This is a genomic window from Bradyrhizobium sp. UFLA01-814 (assembly GCF_046718885.1).
Lineage (GTDB): Bacteria > Pseudomonadota > Alphaproteobacteria > Rhizobiales > Xanthobacteraceae > Bradyrhizobium > Bradyrhizobium elkanii.
In genome coordinates this window covers 20,428-36,090 of record NZ_JAQOSR010000090.1, presented here as the reverse complement: position 1 = coordinate 36,090, position 15,663 = coordinate 20,428, and the positions used below count along the sequence as shown (strand labels likewise).

Genomic DNA, 15,663 nt, shown 5'->3' with positions numbered 1-15,663 from the left:
TAGTGTCCTTATCGAATCCGAAGTTCGTCCCGAAGGTGCGGCGAATGATGCGAACTTCGGATTCGGGACACTAGAGCGGCCGCACCGTTTCATGACAGCGCCATCGATTTACGCTTCAGCTCGGTGTGCGGCGCGATGGCCCGCGCGGCATCGGGACCGATCGATCCTCCACGCTTGCCGCCGCGGCGATCGATCAGGCTCGCGACGACAGTGCGCCGCGCATGACGAGGCGTGAGCGAATGGTCGGCGTTCGGCAGCGTCAGCCGCGTCACGCCAGGGATGCTTGTGAGCCGTTTGCCGTCCTGGCCGAAATGGCGTGCGATCTCCTGCAGGCTGAGATCGCCGTCCGAGGTGACCATGAGGACGCGTACGTCGCGACTGCAAAGCTCGCGCATCCAGCGCTCGACGCGGTTACGACCAAGCAGGGCTGACGGATGCGTCGCCGACAACGTCGACTTGACGGCTTCCAATCCGCGCCGCACCAGCCGCCTGGCGCTATCTGACACTGACAGCTTCCAGGCGGACTTGGTCGTCATCGCAGGCCCCTCCGCCGGACCGATCTGCTGCTGGCTTCCGCGATTCGCCTTGGAGGTTTCGTATGCTTTCCAGGCCGTAAGCTCCAGCGCGTAGGAACTGTTCCAGGCAAAGCAGAGCGGGTTGATCATGGTCAGGGCGCGGACGCGGCGGTCCGCGCGCGCAGTGTGAAGGGCCTGGAAGGCGCCCGAGCATGTGCCCACAAGCTCGACCTTGGCAAAGCCCGCCCGCTGCATCCAGTCGATCGCCGCGCTGACGTCGAGGCGGGTGCTGGAATCATAGAGAAACAGACGATCGCTCGCAGCATCGTCGCTCAGACCGATGCCCGGCAGGTCGATGCGCAGCGACGCCACGCCGGCAGCCGCCAGCTCGCGCGCCGCCTCGACCGTGCCACGCGCCCAGCCGACATGCGGCACGCCGCCGGAGTTGAGGAAGATGACCGGATCGGCCGCAGCATGGCTGACACGCGGCCGGGTCAGCACGCCACAGATCGATGACGCCTGCCCGATCACAACCGGCTCTTCCGTGTAGTGCGACCCCTCCAGTATCTCGCGGCCGCGCAAGGATTCGACGCGCTGAACCGCGCCGGCGACGGCCCGATCGGACAGCCAGTCCGTCCAGCAACCGACAACGTCGGCCGGAATCCGGTTCGCGGTCGGGTCGCACATGAGCAGATGATAGTCCTTGAACTGCACGATCGTCGTGCTTTCGACCGAAGCCCGGCCAGCGCGGATTTCAGAGACTGCCAACGGCTTTCCGTTCGCGATCAAAAGCATCGGCAGGGGCGGAAGGGCCGCCACGGCCCGCCGCCAATCCAGTCTCGACAGATCGGCGAGCGTCTCATGCGAAAGCCGGAAGCCGACGGCTTCGCGTCCCTCGGCGAACGTCGCGTCGCTTGCGCCGCTCTTGGCGAGTGCCCCATCGATCACGCGCGACATCGCGGTGATTTCGCGCACATAGGTTTTGCCGGAACCCGGTGGCGCGAGCAGCGCAAGGCCTGCCACGTCGTCCCGCCCCGCCGCAGCGAGCGGGGCCAGCAGCGCGCCGAGACGGAAGCCGGCGAGGATGACATCCTCGACGCCGCAATCCCGCTTCAACCGGTCGATCGCCGCGCCGATGCTCGCAGTCCAGGCCATCACCTGGCCCGGCGCCGCGTGGTCGCCGACCGCGTTGCCGCAGCCGGGATAGTCAAACAACAGGGTAGGCAGGCCCGCCGCGGCCGCCTTGTCGGACAACAGCTTCAGGAATCGGCGACTGCACAGATCCTCATGACCGTGCGCGCCGGCAATAACGACACCCCGCCTTCCCTTCGCTTCGTTCAGCCAGCCGATGGTATCGGCAAAGACAACTGGTTTCATGTCACGCTCCCGGCGGACTCATTTGTCCGCCCGACTTCCAATTCTTCTGCTCTGGGCGCCTCGTAGCTCATGTCGCGATCGGCATTGAGCGCCGTCACCGTGCCGCCAGGCGTCGCCACATGCGGACCGTCAAGGCCGACCTCCCGCTCGGTGCCCGGCATCAGATGAAAATTGTTCTCCCCTGGAACGAACAGATCGTCCTGGATGGAGACGTGATAGGCCGCGCGTTTGCAGGCGAGCCGCAGCCGCCACGCGTCCTTCCGGCGCACCAAACTCACAGTCAGGCCCACGTCGCGCCGCGCGGTCATGACATCCGGCAGCACATGGAAGGCCTCCGCAAGGACCTTCCCGTCATCGTCTTCCAGCCTTGCCACGGTGACTTCATGTCCGGGCGGCCCGAAGCGATAGGCGTAGGAGATATCGAAAAACGCGCCGAGCACCGAGAAGGCCGAAAGCGACAGGCCACCGTGCGCCGGCACGCTGATCGGCCGGCGCGCCGACACCACCGCCGTGACGCCGTCCCGCAGACAGGTCAGCGACAATGTCGCCTGGACGGTCTTCGCAGTATCGTTGACGGCATGGACGGTCAGCCCGTTGACGCCCTCATCGCTCAGGATCAGCCGCAGCGGGGCAAATGCCCGCCTGAGCCCGTGCCAGACGGGCTTGGGCCTGCCGGTCGAATCGACCACGCCCCAACCCGCGCCCGGCCGCAAGTCCTGCCAGAAGAACAGCAGCGCTCCAGCCGTCGGCGAACAGGGTCTGCGCCATTCGTCGATGGTGCGCTCCACCACCTCGGTCGTCACCGCACGGGAAAGCTCGAGATAGCGACTGGTATTCTCGATGCGCAGGCGGCGCGCGTCGACGGAAAAAAGCGTCTCCAGATAATGCTCGCGCACATCCTCGAAGTCCCAGGAGGCGCCGACGTCGCGCGGCACACCCGCCTTCCAGCGCGGATCGTGCACCGGCGGCACAGGCAGTTGCGCATCCAGCGTTGCCTTGTCAGGCACATTGGCAAAGGCAAGGCATTCGCTCGCGAAGCGCACCTCGGCCCGGCGCGCGTCATCCAGCGGACGGCAATAGGCACCGACCCCGTAATAATGCGTCGGCCCGCCATCGGCCGTGAACGGCAGGGTGCCGCCGGATGGCGATGACGTCACAAGCACCACGTCGGGACGCTGCGCTTCGGCGATGGGGCGCACCACCTTGTCGAACCAGGGCGTCGGGTCCATCGACATCGGCAAGCCCATCATCGCCGCCTGCTGCGCCACCTCGCTGCCGCCGCACAGAACGGCGAGTGACGGCGAATGCCTGAGCCGCCCGAGCAGATTCCCGACCTCGCGCGAGAGCGACGCCTGCCAGGCTTCGTCCTTCGCCGGATAGTCGAAATTGGCGAGCATCAGGTCCTGCCAGACCAGGATGCCCATCTCGTCGCAAAGCTCGTGAAATGCGTCGCTCTCATAGACGAACGTGCCGCCGACCCTGAGCATGTTGACCCCGGCCCGCCGTGCAAGATCGAGGTCGCGCGCGACTTCCGCGCGCGAGGACGGCAGCCGCACCGGATCGGACGGCGTCCACACCGCGCCCCGGCAAAAGACGGATACGCCATTGACAACCAGCCGAAAGCCGCGGCCGTCGGCGCCATGATCGATCTCGATATGCCGGAAGCCGACGCGGCCGAGTGCAATTCGCATCGGGCCGAGCGTCAGGACGACCTCGTGCAACGCCGGTTCACCATGGCTGTTCGGCCACCATGGCGCAACGTTCGCGATATCCAGTCTTGCCGTCAGCCGCGTGACCGTCTCGGCCGTCAACGCGGCGACAACGCCGGCACAGGCGATCATGGCCGGCGTGCCGTCTAACGGCTCGACCAGCGTGACCGTGACCGAAAGATGCCCTGTCGTGCCGGCGAGGTCGGCCCGCATCTGCACTTCGCGCACGGCTTGACGATCGGCATCGCGGATCAGCTTGATCGGCCGCCACGGTCCGACGATGTCGAAGCCCGGGGACCAACCCGGCATATGGCCGATCAGCGTGGTCCGCACGAGCCTCAGCCGCTGATCGTCGATCATGCGCGGCCGCCAGCGCGCACGCGGACCAGTCAGGGTTTCCAGATGGCGGTCGAGGCTGCGGAATGCGATGACCAGTTGCTCGCCGCCGGCAAGCGTCAGAGCCACATCATGGCGCTCGAACATCGAGGTCGAGGACAGCACGAGGCGATCGTCGAGCCAGACCTCCGCGACCGTCGCCAAGCCGTCAAATACAAGACGGACGGGTCCAGCGGCATCGAGCCGGCGACGATACCAGACGTCCTGGTCGTGCAGCGGAGCGGGATGGTTGCGGTCCCAGCGGCCAAGCCCTTCCAGCGCAGCTGCGGCTGTGCCGGGGCACGCCGCCTCCAGCCATTCGGCACTGCCGTCGATCGCCGCCGGAGACGCCCACGCGCCGGCCGGCGAGACGACCATGCGCCAGCCGCTGTCCAGGAGCTCGGCCGTCTCGGTCGTCGACACAAAAGTGTCCGTGCACACACGCATTCCCATGACCGGCAAGCCAGTCCTATGCTGCCTTACTGGCGAGATCCGTCATACGACCGTCCAGCGCGTCCATCACCGTTTGCCAGGCCTTGGCCATCGGCCCGATGCCGTCCGCGAGCCCATCGAACCGATGCCGGGCCATGGCGCGGGCGAGCTTGAATTGCATGACCTTGGCGCCCTCGGCGATCGCCGCGGCGGCTTCGATCGCCTCAGCGAGACTGGTCTCGCCGTGCCGTCCCAGCCATTCCAGATGACTGGAGAGGAGTTCGAAATTGGCGCCCACCTGCCGCAACGTGTTGAAGGCGTAGACGTGAAAATACTCCGGTGACCGGCCGGCCAGCACCTCGGCATGGTGGCCGAACACGGCCGCGTAAGCGTCGAGCGGATTGCGCTTCGGCCTCCGCCGCAGATGCTGCGCGAGGATCTCGGTAGCCGCACCGACCGGATCGCGCGAAGGGCGCGTGGCGTCGAATTTGACGAACTCGGCGTAGGGAAACAGCGGCAGGCCGCCGGCCGGCGCGCCGTCGCGCTGTCCGAAAATGCCGTCGTAGTCCTCGCCGTCCAACGCAAAGTAGCCGTCGTTGTGGAAGTAGGCCATGTGGCGGCGCCCGGGAACGAGCACGTTGATGCCGACCGTCGTCTTGGAATGGCCGGTGCGATAGGTGATGCCCTTGGTGTCGGGCAGATGGAAGGCATCGACCTCGACCAGCGGCAGCCGCCCGCGCTCGATCTGATTGAGAACATGCGTCTCCAGGCGATCGAACACGGACAGTTCCTGGATATCCAGGCCGGCCAATCGCTGCAGGTCGGCCGTCGGGAATTTGAAGAACGTGAACTGGTCGCCTTCGAAATCCTGCGCGACGGTGAAGCCGAGCGCAGCGACCGGGTCATTCCCGGTCGCATGCATCACCTCGATCAGCAGATCGACATAGCAGTTGGTCTGCGGCCATCGCCGCTCCGGATCGTGCAACCCGTGCGGCTTGTGGGCAGCCGGATCGAGCCCGGCGATGGCGCTCTTCATTTCAGTTGCCCCAAATCAGTTGCTCCAAAGCGTCTCGCGCACGGAAGCCGGCCAGGCCTCGACGTCAGGGCCGTGATGGCGGAACAGCGCGAGCGCCACGCGCTCCAGCCCGAAGCCGACGCAGGCCGAGTGGCACAGGCTGCCATCCGCGAACTTCAGGCCCCAGGTCTGGCCGAAATGGTCGCGATGGTAGTTGAAGGACAAGCAGGCCGTCGGTTTCTCGATACTGGTCACCGGGATCAACAGCTCGAACTTGAGTCCTTCGTCGCGCTGGTTGTTGGCCATCATCTTGCCGCCGCGGCCGAAGAACGGATCGTTGGCGAGGTCAACTTCGCATGGCAGGTCGAGTGATTCGATCATCGCCTTGCCGCGCTCCAGCCAGCTTTCGCGGAAGGCGCACACCTGCTCGGCCGTCCCGATGCGGACGAATTCGCGCATGCGGAAGAGCTGCATGCGCGCCGGATCCTTGGAAGGCTCGTGGCGGAAGCAATAGGAGGAAAGCTCGAACAGCACACCGTCGTCGGGCACCGGACCGCGCGCGGCAACGGTCGGATAGAGCGGGTAGCAGGCGGCCGGCGTCAGCACCACGTTCGTCGCCTGCTGCAGTTCGGTCCAGTCCTCTCCCGCGGCCATCATGCCGAGAAGCTGCGCATGCTCGCGCTCGCCGCCCATGAAGGAATGCACGCAGCCCGCAAGCTGCGGGAAACTCTTCATGTAACCGCTGCCTTCAAGCGTGGCGCGACTCATGCCCGGCGGGAAGTGGATGCGGGTTGCCTTGTCCGGCGCTCCGATGCGCGTCACGAGCCGCTCAAAGCGCTCGATCACCTCCTCGAAAACGCCGGAGCGGCCATAAAGCCCGTCTACTCCGGTCCTGAACAGGATGCTCTTGTCGAACAGCGTGTCGAGCAGGCTCTTGGCATCGAACGTCTTGGCGTCCATCTCAACCTCTCAGGCTGGTATCAAAGCGGCTCATCAGCAGGAGCGTCGCGGTGTTGGAAAGAATGCGGTCGTTCGAAATCATCACCGGCGCGGAGCTCACGTCGCGCAGGTGTCTGCCGACGCTGAACGGCGTGCCGTTCTTGTAGCCGACGATGCCGTTGATCTGCATGGCGAGCCGCACGATCGCCCCCGCCTTCTCGCTCGCGGCGACCTTCAGCGCGTTGATCTCGGCGGTGAAGCCGATCGAGGAGAGCGCGTCGTCATTGCCCTTGGCCGCATCGAAGCGGTGAATGGCCGCCGTGAGATGACCCTTCATCTCCTGAAGCAGGGCGGCCGCTTCGGCGAGCCGTAGCGCGCCCGGCGGGAGACTTCCATCCGCCTGCTTGCGCGCCGCAGCCTTGACGAACGCTTGCGCACGATTGAAGGCGTCGGTGGCGATACCGAACCAGGTCGCCGCCCAGAAGATATGCGAGGCCGCCAGCATCGACTGTGCCGCGATCTCCGAGAACGGCTTGGGGAAAATCTGCGCCGCGTCACCATGCGCGACCAGATGGAAACCGTCCGAACAGGTGCCGCGCATTCCGAGCGTGTCCCATACGGAGGTGCGCTCCAGCGTGCGGTTCAGGTCCGCGGGAATGACAACCATCACCTGATCGGAGCTTGCGGCGTCCGGAGCGCGCCGCGCCGTGGCGAGAATTGCGTCGGCATGGCGGCCGTAGGAAATGACGGTCGCTTCCTTGGTCAGCGAGAAACGGCCGTCTGCCACTTCAACCGCACAAATCGAATTGCGCAAATTGCCGCCGATGCCGGCTTCCGTGGTCGCGGAGGCCATCAGCAACTGCTCAGCCGCAATGCGACGCATATAGGCCAGATGCCAGTCGCTGGCGCCGCCGTGGCTGACAAAGCTCGACGTCTTGATCTGATGCATGGCGTAGATCATGGCGCTCGAGCCGCAGGCCTGGGCGAGTTGGACGATGAGATCCGCGATCTCCATCGTGCCCAATCCCTCCCCGCCATGCTCGACGGGGATCGCGACGCCGAGCAGGCGCTCGCGCTTCAATACTTCGATGGTGTCGGCCGGAAAGCGGCCCTCACGGTCTACCGCATCGACCTGCTGCGCGGCGATCTTGGCGACCCGACGCATGCGCTCGGCCGGCGTGTCGGCAGAGGCCGGCACCGGCTCTATCATTCTCACCACGCTCATGGTGTTACGCCGCCTGCTGTGTAAGCCGTGAAACGGCGTCCGCGACGTTGGAGAGCGACGAGAAGGTCCGTCGCGTGAGCATCGCTTCGGGAAATTCGATGTTGAACTCTTCCTCAAGCGCCAGCATCACCTGCACCGTGGCGAAGGATGTCAGCCCTGCGTCATAGAGATTCGTGTCGTCGGTGATCGTGCCGAAATCCAGCGAAATCATCGGCTGCTGCTCGAGCAGCGCGCGGATACGATCAATCATGATGGCCCACCTGTCATTGAAGTACGTATAGGGACGGCCAATAGCGCACCGACAGCATCGGCAGCGTTAACGCTGGAAGTGCACCGTGACAGACGGCTAACGTTCCGTAACGAACACTGCCGAAAGTGCGGGACTTGTACCGTCTTGGTGCGCTTGCCGCATACGGCCCTGGTCCGCCTCGCGCAGAACGGCGCGGCGATGATGCCCGCCACTGGCTTCGCTTGTCTTCGCGGATCTCGGCGCAGGTCACGTCCCGGCGGGCGGGAATTCAGGCAAGCCGATGAAGCCCAAAGGCAAAATTCCCTCGGCGCAATCCGTCCGCCAGGCTCGCGAATCGGCGGCCCGATCGAGAGGGTGGTCGCAGGCTGCGGGACAGCCTGGCAGCTGTGTCTGGGTACCGTCCCCTGCACCGCGACTGAGCAGAATTGTGTCCCGAGTTGGCCGTGCCTGCGTTCTAGACAGGCCTGACCATATTTTAGGCGCGGCGGAATAGCGCAGGGGCAACTCCCTCCCGCAAAGCGGGAAAAGGTCCGGATTCATAATCCATTAGCGAACTCCGGCCGTTTGGCACGGCATTTGATTCTAAGGGTCCAGGCTGTGCCCGCGTAGTGGATGTCCTCCGCGTGGTGAACCTCAGTCGAAACTCCCGGTGTTCATTCGCACCGGGCCCAAGCGGGGATAGGACTCATGAAAATTGTTATGGCGATCATTAAGCCATTCAAGCTCGAAGAGGTCCGTGACGCCCTGACCGCCATTGGCGTTCACGGTCTCACGGTGACGGAAGTCAAAGGCTACGGCCGCCAGAAAGGCCACACGGAAATCTATCGCGGTGCCGAATATGCCGTGAGCTTCCTGCCCAAGATCAAGATCGAGGTCGCGGTCAATTCCGATCAGGTCGACAAGACCATCGACGCCATCACCTCCGCCGCCAAGACCGGTCAGATCGGCGACGGCAAGATCTTCGTCATCAGCCTCGATCACGCCGTGCGCATCCGCACCGGCGAGGCCGATGCCGCGGCCCTCTGACTTTCGCGCTCAAACCTTAAGACCTCAGGAGTGAAATAACATGACGTTCAAGCGTCCCTACGGCGCGGGACTGGCGGCCCTTGCAGTCGGCCTGTTCGCCGCGACCGCCGCCTACGCCGAGCCGACCGTCAACAAGGGCGACAACGCCTGGATGCTGACCTCGACGGTGCTGGTGCTGCTGATGACCATCCCGGGCCTCGCGCTGTTCTATGGCGGCCTGGTCCGCTCCAAGAACATGCTCTCGGTGCTGGCGCAGGTCTTCTACACGGTCTGCCTCGTCACCGTGCTCTGGGCCCTCTACGGCTACAGCCTCGCCTTCACCGGCGGCTCCGACTTCATCGGCGGCTTCTCCAAGGCGTTCCTGATGGGCGTCACGCCGGACTCGAAGGCGGCGACCTTCTCGGTCGACGCCAACATCTCGGAGCTCATCTATATGTGCTTCCAGATGACCTTCGCGGCGATCACGCCGGCCCTCATCGTCGGCGCCTTCGCCGAACGCATGAAGTTCGCGGCGATCGCGCTGTTCATCCCGCTCTGGGTCACCCTGATCTACTTCCCGATCGCGCACATGGTCTGGTACTGGCCGGGCCCGGACGCGATCCAGGATGCCGCCAAGGCGCTCGCCGCCGCGGCTGACGGCGCGGCCAAGACCGCGGCGCAGGCCAAGCTCGACGAGATCAACGCCGATGCCGGCTGGATCTTCAAGAAGGGCGCGATCGACTTCGCGGGCGGCACCGTCGTGCACATCAACGCGGGTATCGCCGGGCTCGTCGGCGCGCTGCTGATCGGCAAGCGGACCGGTTACGGCAAGGAGCTGATGGCTCCGCACTCGCTGACCATGACCATGATCGGCGCCTCGCTGCTCTGGGTCGGCTGGTTCGGCTTCAACGCCGGCTCCAACCTCGAAGCCAATGGCGGCGCTGCGCTCGCCATGACCAACTCCTTCGTGGCCACGGCCGCGGCGGCGCTGTCCTGGATGTTCGCGGAATGGATCATCAAGGGCCATCCCTCGCTGCTCGGCGCGCTCTCGGGCGCGGTCGCGGGCCTCGTCGCGGTGACCCCGGCGGCCGGCTATGCCGGTCCGATGGGCGCCATCGTGCTCGGCCTCGTGGTCGGCGTGGTCTGCCTGTTCTTCTGCACGGTCGTGAAGAACGCGCTCGGCTATGACGACTCGCTCGACGTGTTCGGCGTTCACTGCGTCGGCGGCATCGTCGGCGCGCTCGGCACCGGCATCCTGGTCAACCCGGCGCTCGGCGGTGCAGGCATCATCGACTACACCGCGATCCCGCCGAAGGTCGCCGATTATGACTTCGCGGCTCAGATGATCTCGCAGGTTTGGGGCGTCTGCACCACGCTGGTGTGGTCGGGCATCGGTTCGGCGATCCTCTACAAGATCGTCGACGTGATCGTCGGCCTGCGCGCCAACGTCGAGACCGAGCGCGAAGGCCTCGACATCACCGAGCACACGGAGCGCGCCTACAACATGTGAAATTAGCGGCCCTTGAGGGCCGTCAATTTGGGTTCTCCCGGGGCGCGACCTCCCCAAGCGGTCGTTCCCAGAACTACGGTCCGGACACATACCCGGCAATGTTCGGGCCGTTGAGGGGCTCCAGCGCAAGCTGGGGCCCCTTTCTTTTTTCTGCGGCTTGAGAAAATATTGTCGGAATTGCCTGCCATTGTGGAATGGCAGGCTACAAACAACGAAATCGGGAGGATGTCATGAAGGTGCAGGGCAGGTGCTATTGCGGCAACGTGCGCTATGAGGCCGAGGGCGAGCCGATGATGGCGGCGCAGTGCCTGTGCCGCGAATGCCAGTACATCACGGGCGGCGGACCGAACATGTTCATGGCGATGCCGACCACCGGCTTCAAATACACCGCCAGCGAGCCCAAGCAGTTCACCCGCAAGGATCTCGACCGCGCCGTGACGCGCGAGTTCTGCCCGGAATGCGGCACGCATCTCGTGACCAAGGTGCCGGGCCTGCCCGCCACCATCCTGAAGGTCGGCACCTTCGATGACCCCTCGGTGTTCACCCCGCAGATGACGATCTACACCTGCGACAAGCAGACCTTCCACCATCTGCCCGAAGGCAAGCCGTCGTTCGAGAAGCTGCCGGCGCGGTAGTCGCCCCGCATCGGGTCGTAGTCCGGATGGAGCGGCAAGTTGGAATCGTCATGGCCGGGCTTGACCCGGCCATCCATCCCGCTTCGCAAGACTCTGGCCTAGCGTGCGTAGCCCGGATGGAGCGCAGCGCAATCCGGGTCTGGCCTATCCACGGACGAAGCGGCCCCGGATTTCGCTTCGCTTCATCCGGGCTACGATGCTGCTGGATTGATGGATGCCCGGGTCAAGCCCGGGCATGACGAGTTGTGGGTCATGCCATCGCGCCTCGTCAGTCGATCAAAACTTCCTCGTCCGGCAGCTCGCTCAGTGCGCCGTCGCGCAAATAGCGATCGAGGATGTCGGCGAGCGACAGCGGCGTCAGGCGCTCACTCGCGCTGGACAGATCGGCGATCGGCCACCAGCGGAAGCAATCGAGCACCTTTGCCTCGGCCTCGTCGGCCATCACGGGCGCGAAGCGATCGGCGCGCACGATCCGGTACTCTTCCTTTTGAGAGATCCGCCGGCCGCCCCAGTTGAAGGTGTGATGACGCCGCCAGACGGCGGGGCCGTGGGCGAAATCGACCAGCCCCAATTCCTCCGCCAGTTCCCGCTGCAGGGTCGCTTCCGCCGTCTCGTCACCCTCGACGCCGCCGCCCGGCGCGATCCAGAAGCAGTCGCCGCCGTGCGGCGGGCGAATCCGCATCAGCAGGACTTCGCGCTCGCCGGTGATGATGAGCGCCCGGACGGCGCGGCGGTGGATCATGTCTCGGAGCAATTTCGATACGGCTTTCTGGCGTGAGCGCTGATATCACGCGCCGGCCGATCGTGCCGCGCCGCCGATGGTTAATCGCGTCTTAACCTCGCCCTATCTATGGTGACTTGATCGGTTTACGGTCGGCGCCCCCTACCCTCCGACCGCAGTGAAAGTGCTGGCATTTCAATCATGGCAATGACCGCCTCATCCGGCTTGGCGCAGGGCGCCGGCGATGTCGCATCCGCCGGCCAGGCCGAGCGTTCCCCTTTCTTGCGCACGACCGAGCTGCTGGCGCCCTATCAGCCTGCCAAGCCCTTGATTACGCTGTCATTAGGCGAGCCGCAGCACCCGGTGCCCGATTTCGTCGGGCCAGTGCTGGCAAAACATACCGCCGAATTCGGCCGGTACCCGATCGCGAAGGGGATCGAGCCGTTCCGCCGCGCCGTCGCGACCTGGCTGTCGAGCCGGTTCCAATTGCCGCGGCCGGTCGATCCGGAGAGCGAGGTGATGGTGCTGAACGGCAGCCGCGAAGGGCTGTTCTTTGCCGCGATCTCAGCCTCGCGCTATGTCGCGCCACGCAAGGGCCGGCCGGCGATCCTGATGCCGAACCCGTTCTATCCGGCCTATGGCGCCGGCGCCCGCGCGGCCGGCTGCGAGCAGATCTACCTGCCGACCACGCTCGGCAACGGCTTCCTGCCCGACCTTGATTCGATCGACGAAGCGACGCTGGCGCGTACCGTCGCGTTCTTCATCGCCTCGCCCGCCAATCCGCAGGGCTCGGTCGCCTCGCGCGCTTATTTCACGCGGCTGAAAGAGCTCGCCGATCGCTTCGGCTTCATCATCCTGAGCGACGAGTGCTACTCGGAGATCTACACCCGCGAGGCGCCGGGCAGCATTCTCGAATGCGCCGGTCCCGACTTCAGCAATGTGGTGGCGTTCCAGTCGCTGTCGAAGCGCTCGAACCTGCCGGGCATGCGCGTCGGCTTCGCCGCGGGCGACAGGAAGTTTCTGGCCGCATTCCACGAGCTGCGCAATGTCGCCGCGCCGCAGGTGCCGGTGCCGCTGCAGCATGTCGCGGTCGCCGCCTATAGCGACGAGGCGCATGTCGAGGAGAACCGCAGGCTCTATCGCATCAAGTTCGATTTCGCCGACCAGATCCTCGGCAACCGCTACGGCTACAAGCGTCCCGCCGGCGGCTTCTGCGTCTGGCTCGACGTCTCCGGGCGCGGCGGCGACGAGGCGGCGGCGGTCAGGCTCTATCGCGACGCCGGCGTGCGCGTGATTCCCGGCAGCTATCTGGCGCGCCAGCAGAACGACGGTTCCAATCCGGGCGCGGGCTATATCCGCCTTGCGCTCGTCTCCGACAGTGAATCGACGGCCGAGGCGATGCATCGCCTGGTCGAAACCCTGGGTTAATCGCGAAGCGCGAAGATTGAGTATGCCAGCGATCGAACGTGTCATCCCCCTGGTCGGCCATCTGCCGCTCTCGCTCCGCGAGGCGCTGGCGCGACGGCTGCGCGAACTCACCGGGCTCGGCCTGATCGCGCTGTCCGGCGCCATCACGGCGGCGCTGATGACCTGGTCGGTGCAGGATCCGTCGCTGAGCCACGCCACCTCGCGCGCGATCCGCAACGTGCTCGGCTATCCCGGCGCGATCGGCGCCGACCTGTTGATGCAGATCCTCGGCCTCGGCGCCATCATGCTGGTGCTGCCGGTCGCGGTGTGGGGCTGGCGGATGCTGACGCATCGCCCGTTCGACCGCGAGGCGCTGCGGCTCGGCTGCTGGATCCTGTGCACGGTGATCGCGGCGGGCTTCGCCAGCTGCTGGCCGCACAACACCGCATGGCCGCTGCCGACCGGGCTCGGCGGCGTGGTCGGCGACGCGCTGCTGCGTGCGCCGGCCGTCGTGTTCGGCCCGCCCGGCTTCATCTATCGCGTCGTGCTCGGCTCGATCCTGGTCGTCGCAATGACGGCAAGCTTCCTGTTCGCCTGCGGCTGGGGCGCCAAGGAGCAGGACGACGAGCTGACGCCGATATCTGACGATGACGAGCCGTTCGTCGAGGAAGAAGACAACGACCGCAGCTCGGTTTCGCTGGGCTGGCTGTTCCATGCGCTGATGAGCGCGAAAGCGCGGCTCGGCTGGCTGCTGACCACCGCCTACAGATCGCTGGTCTCAAGCGGAGCCCAGGGCCGCAGCGCTGCGTTCGAGCGCCAGGAGCCGAATATCGGCGGCGGCCGCTCGGCGCCCTCGATCGCGCCCGCGCATGAAGACCATGATGAGGACGAAGCTGAAGCTTTCGACGACGATGAGGAAGAGGAGGACGAGGAGGACGAAGCTCCCGCCGCCCGCGCCCCGCGCAAGAAGGCCGAGCCGAAGCCGAAGAAGAAGAATTCCGACAAGTTCGAGCTGCCCTCGGTCTCCGTGCTCAGTGCGCCGAAAGCCAGCGATCGCCAGCCGCTGAGCAAGGCCGAGCTCGAAACCAATTCGCGCGCGCTCGAAGGCGTGCTGCAGGACTTCGGCGTGCGCGGCGAGATCGTCAAGGCCAATCCCGGCCCGGTGGTCACACTGTACGAGCTCGAGCCGGCGCCCGGCATCAAGTCGTCGCGCGTGATCGGGTTGTCCGACGACATCGCGCGCTCGATGAGCGCGCTGTCGGCCCGCGTCGCCGTGGTTGCCGGCCGCAACGCGATCGGCATCGAGCTGCCGAACGCGCATCGCGAGAAGGTCTATCTGCGCGAGCTTCTGGTCGCCAAGGAAAGCATCGATTCGGTTGCGAAGCTGCCGCTGTGCCTCGGCAAGACGATCGGCGGCGATCCCGTCATCATCGATCTGGCGCGCACGCCGCATATGCTGATCGCCGGCACCACCGGCTCCGGCAAATCGGTCGCGATCAACACCATGATCCTGAGCCTGGTGTACCGGCTGCGGCCGGATCAGTGCCGCCTGATCATGGTGGATCCGAAGATGCTCGAACTCTCCGTCTATGACGGTATCCCGCACTTGCTGACGCCCGTCGTCACCGATCCGAAGAAGGCGGTGGTGGCGCTGAAATGGGCCGTGCGCGAGATGGAGGAGCGCTACAAGCGGATGGCCAAGCTCGGCGTTCGCAACATCGACGGCTACAATGCGCGCCTCGTCGAAGCCAAGGCCAAGGGCGAAGAGCTGACGCGCACCGTCCACACCGGCTTCGACAAGGAGACCGGCAAGGCGATCTACGAGGAAGAGAAGCTCGACCTCGAGCCGCTGCCCTACATCGTCATCATCGTCGACGAGATGGCCGACCTGATGATGGTCGCCGGCAAGGACATCGAGGGCGCGGTGCAGCGCCTCGCGCAGATGGCGCGCGCCGCCGGCCTGCATGTCATCCTCGCGACGCAGCGTCCGTCGGTCGACGTCATCACCGGCACGATCAAGGCGAACTTCCCGACCCGCATCGCCTTCCAGGTGACGTCGAAGATCGACAGCCGCACCATCCTTGGCGAGATGGGCGCCGAGCAGCTGCTCGGCCAGGGCGACATGCTCTACATGGCGGGCGGCGGCCGCATCAGCCGCGTGCACGGCCCGTTCGCCTCCGACGAGGAAGTCGAGAAGGTGGTGCGTCACCTCAAGACGCAAGGCGCACCGGAATATCTCGAAGCCGTCACCGCCGAAGAGCCGACCGACGAGGACGGCGCCGTGTTCGATGCCACCGGCATGGGCGGCGACGGCGGCGGCGATCTGTTCACGCAGGCGGTTGCAATCGTCAAGCGCGACCGCAAGGCGTCGACCTCCTACATCCAGCGCCGGCTGCAGATCGGCTATAACCGCGCCGCCTCGCTGATGGAGCGGATGGAACTTGAGGGCATCGTCGGTCCGGCGAATCACGCCGGAAAGCGCGAAATCCTGGTCGGGGAGGAAGAAGGCCAGTTCTGATCGGGGCGATCATCACGGAAAAACCATATC

At 65.5% G+C, this 15,663-nt stretch carries 12 protein-coding genes; 5 read left to right on the top strand and 7 right to left on the bottom strand.

Annotated elements, in window-relative coordinates; genetic code table 11:
- Positions 1–89: 89 nt before the first annotated feature.
- The 6 genes from PMN64_RS25280 to PMN64_RS25255 are packed head-to-tail and all read right to left on the bottom strand — an operon-like array spanning position 90 to position 7,837.
- Positions 90–1,892, bottom strand: a complete 1,803-nt coding sequence (locus tag PMN64_RS25280) for an alpha/beta fold hydrolase (RefSeq protein WP_411782574.1) — start codon at positions 1,890–1,892, stop codon at positions 90–92.
- Positions 1,889–4,399, bottom strand: coding sequence for a glycoside hydrolase family 2 protein (locus PMN64_RS25275; protein WP_411782573.1), 2,511 nt, complete (start codon positions 4,397–4,399; stop codon positions 1,889–1,891). Before PMN64_RS25275 ends, PMN64_RS25280 begins: the two co-directional genes overlap by 4 nt.
- A gap of 46 nt (positions 4,400–4,445) precedes the next feature.
- Positions 4,446–5,444 carry a DUF1839 family protein gene (locus PMN64_RS25270; protein ID WP_411782572.1) on the bottom strand — a complete coding sequence of 333 codons (999 nt, stop codon included), beginning with the start codon at positions 5,442–5,444 and terminating at the stop codon, positions 4,446–4,448.
- A 15-nt stretch (positions 5,445–5,459) separates the two neighbouring features.
- Positions 5,460–6,383 (bottom strand): amino acid--[acyl-carrier-protein] ligase, encoded by a 924-nt coding sequence (locus PMN64_RS25265; protein ID WP_411782571.1) that lies wholly within the window; start codon positions 6,381–6,383, stop codon positions 5,460–5,462.
- A 1-nt stretch (position 6,384) separates the two neighbouring features.
- On the bottom strand, positions 6,385–7,587 hold the full coding sequence (locus PMN64_RS25260) for an acyl-CoA dehydrogenase family protein (protein WP_411782570.1): 1,203 nt from the start codon (positions 7,585–7,587) through the stop codon (positions 6,385–6,387).
- A gap of 4 nt (positions 7,588–7,591) precedes the next feature.
- Complete coding sequence (locus PMN64_RS25255) at positions 7,592–7,837, bottom strand: acyl carrier protein (protein WP_411782569.1); 246 nt, start codon at positions 7,835–7,837, stop codon at positions 7,592–7,594.
- 687 nt (positions 7,838–8,524) lie between these two features.
- On the opposite strand from PMN64_RS25255, the gene PMN64_RS25250 reads away from it, so the two are divergent.
- The 3 genes from PMN64_RS25250 to PMN64_RS25240 all read left to right on the top strand — a co-directional run bounded on the left by PMN64_RS25250 (position 8,525) and on the right by PMN64_RS25240 (position 10,987).
- Complete coding sequence (locus PMN64_RS25250; RefSeq protein WP_026192063.1) at positions 8,525–8,863, top strand: P-II family nitrogen regulator; 339 nt, start codon at positions 8,525–8,527, stop codon at positions 8,861–8,863.
- Between the two features lie 40 nt (positions 8,864–8,903).
- A complete protein-coding gene (locus PMN64_RS25245; RefSeq protein WP_092081240.1) occupies positions 8,904–10,352 on the top strand; it encodes an ammonium transporter in 1,449 nt (482 codons plus the stop codon).
- Positions 10,353–10,582: 230 nt separating this feature from the next.
- Entirely contained in the window at positions 10,583–10,987 is a 405-nt protein-coding gene (locus PMN64_RS25240) for a GFA family protein (RefSeq protein WP_016841439.1), read from the top strand.
- Positions 10,988–11,255: 268 nt separating this feature from the next.
- Here PMN64_RS25240 and PMN64_RS25235 read toward each other — a convergent pair whose 3' ends face one another.
- A complete protein-coding gene (locus PMN64_RS25235; RefSeq protein WP_304497992.1) occupies positions 11,256–11,729 on the bottom strand; it encodes an NUDIX hydrolase in 474 nt (157 codons plus the stop codon).
- A 180-nt stretch (positions 11,730–11,909) separates the two neighbouring features.
- Between PMN64_RS25235 and PMN64_RS25230 the strand changes: the two genes are divergently transcribed.
- Positions 11,910–13,136 (top strand): aminotransferase class I/II-fold pyridoxal phosphate-dependent enzyme, encoded by a 1,227-nt coding sequence (locus PMN64_RS25230; RefSeq protein WP_304497991.1) that lies wholly within the window; start codon positions 11,910–11,912, stop codon positions 13,134–13,136.
- A gap of 16 nt (positions 13,137–13,152) precedes the next feature.
- Positions 13,153–15,633, top strand: coding sequence for a DNA translocase FtsK (locus PMN64_RS25225; RefSeq protein ID WP_411782568.1), 2,481 nt, complete (start codon positions 13,153–13,155; stop codon positions 15,631–15,633).
- The last annotated feature ends 30 nt before the right edge of the window (positions 15,634–15,663 follow it).

Coding starts and splice junctions, on each gene's coding strand:
- PMN64_RS25265 (WP_411782571.1), bottom strand. CDS start 6,383: ATGGACGCCAAGACGTTCGATGCCAAGAGCCTGCTCGACACGCTGTTC.
- PMN64_RS25255 (WP_411782569.1), bottom strand. CDS start 7,837: ATGATTGATCGTATCCGCGCGCTGCTCGAGCAGCAGCCGATGATTTCG.
- PMN64_RS25280 (WP_411782574.1), bottom strand. CDS start 1,892: ATGAAACCAGTTGTCTTTGCCGATACCATCGGCTGGCTGAACGAAGCG.
- PMN64_RS25250 (WP_026192063.1), top strand. CDS start 8,525: ATGAAAATTGTTATGGCGATCATTAAGCCATTCAAGCTCGAAGAGGTC.
- PMN64_RS25245 (WP_092081240.1), top strand. CDS start 8,904: ATGACGTTCAAGCGTCCCTACGGCGCGGGACTGGCGGCCCTTGCAGTC.
- PMN64_RS25230 (WP_304497991.1), top strand. CDS start 11,910: ATGGCAATGACCGCCTCATCCGGCTTGGCGCAGGGCGCCGGCGATGTC.
- PMN64_RS25240 (WP_016841439.1), top strand. CDS start 10,583: ATGAAGGTGCAGGGCAGGTGCTATTGCGGCAACGTGCGCTATGAGGCC.
- PMN64_RS25235 (WP_304497992.1), bottom strand. CDS start 11,729: ATGATCCACCGCCGCGCCGTCCGGGCGCTCATCATCACCGGCGAGCGC.
- PMN64_RS25260 (WP_411782570.1), bottom strand. CDS start 7,587: ATGAGCGTGGTGAGAATGATAGAGCCGGTGCCGGCCTCTGCCGACACG.
- PMN64_RS25270 (WP_411782572.1), bottom strand. CDS start 5,444: ATGAAGAGCGCCATCGCCGGGCTCGATCCGGCTGCCCACAAGCCGCAC.